Source organism: Sphingobacterium gobiense (genome assembly GCF_002980575.1).
GTDB classification, from domain to species: Bacteria; Bacteroidota; Bacteroidia; order Sphingobacteriales; family Sphingobacteriaceae; genus Sphingobacterium; species Sphingobacterium gobiense.
The window spans coordinates 1-255 of sequence record NZ_PVBS01000025.1 but is presented as its reverse complement, the minus strand read 5'-3'; the positions used below and the strand labels follow the sequence as shown (position 1 = coordinate 255).

General features: G+C 58.0%; 1 pseudogene. It reads left to right on the top strand.

Features of this window, described 5'->3' with window-relative positions:
- Positions 1 to 255 (top strand): annotated as a pseudogene (locus C5749_RS19440) (hypothetical protein); the annotation flags it as partial.

Here is a 255-nt window from a genome sequence, read left to right as displayed (position 1 = left end):
GGTAGTACTGGGTTTCCTGGAGCTGGCACTGGCACTCAAGTTCCTGTCCAACGTAGACCTTGCCTACCACTGGAACTGGCTGGACAGGGAAGTATTCCTGGCCCTGTGGATAGCCATCTTCGGGATGTTGGGGCTGTACCTGATCGGCAAGATACGCTTTGCGCACGACAGTCCCCTGCAGCACCTGTCCGTTACCCGGACCATACTGGCAGTGACGGTGTTCGCCTTCGTGGTGTACATGGTGCCGGGCATGTG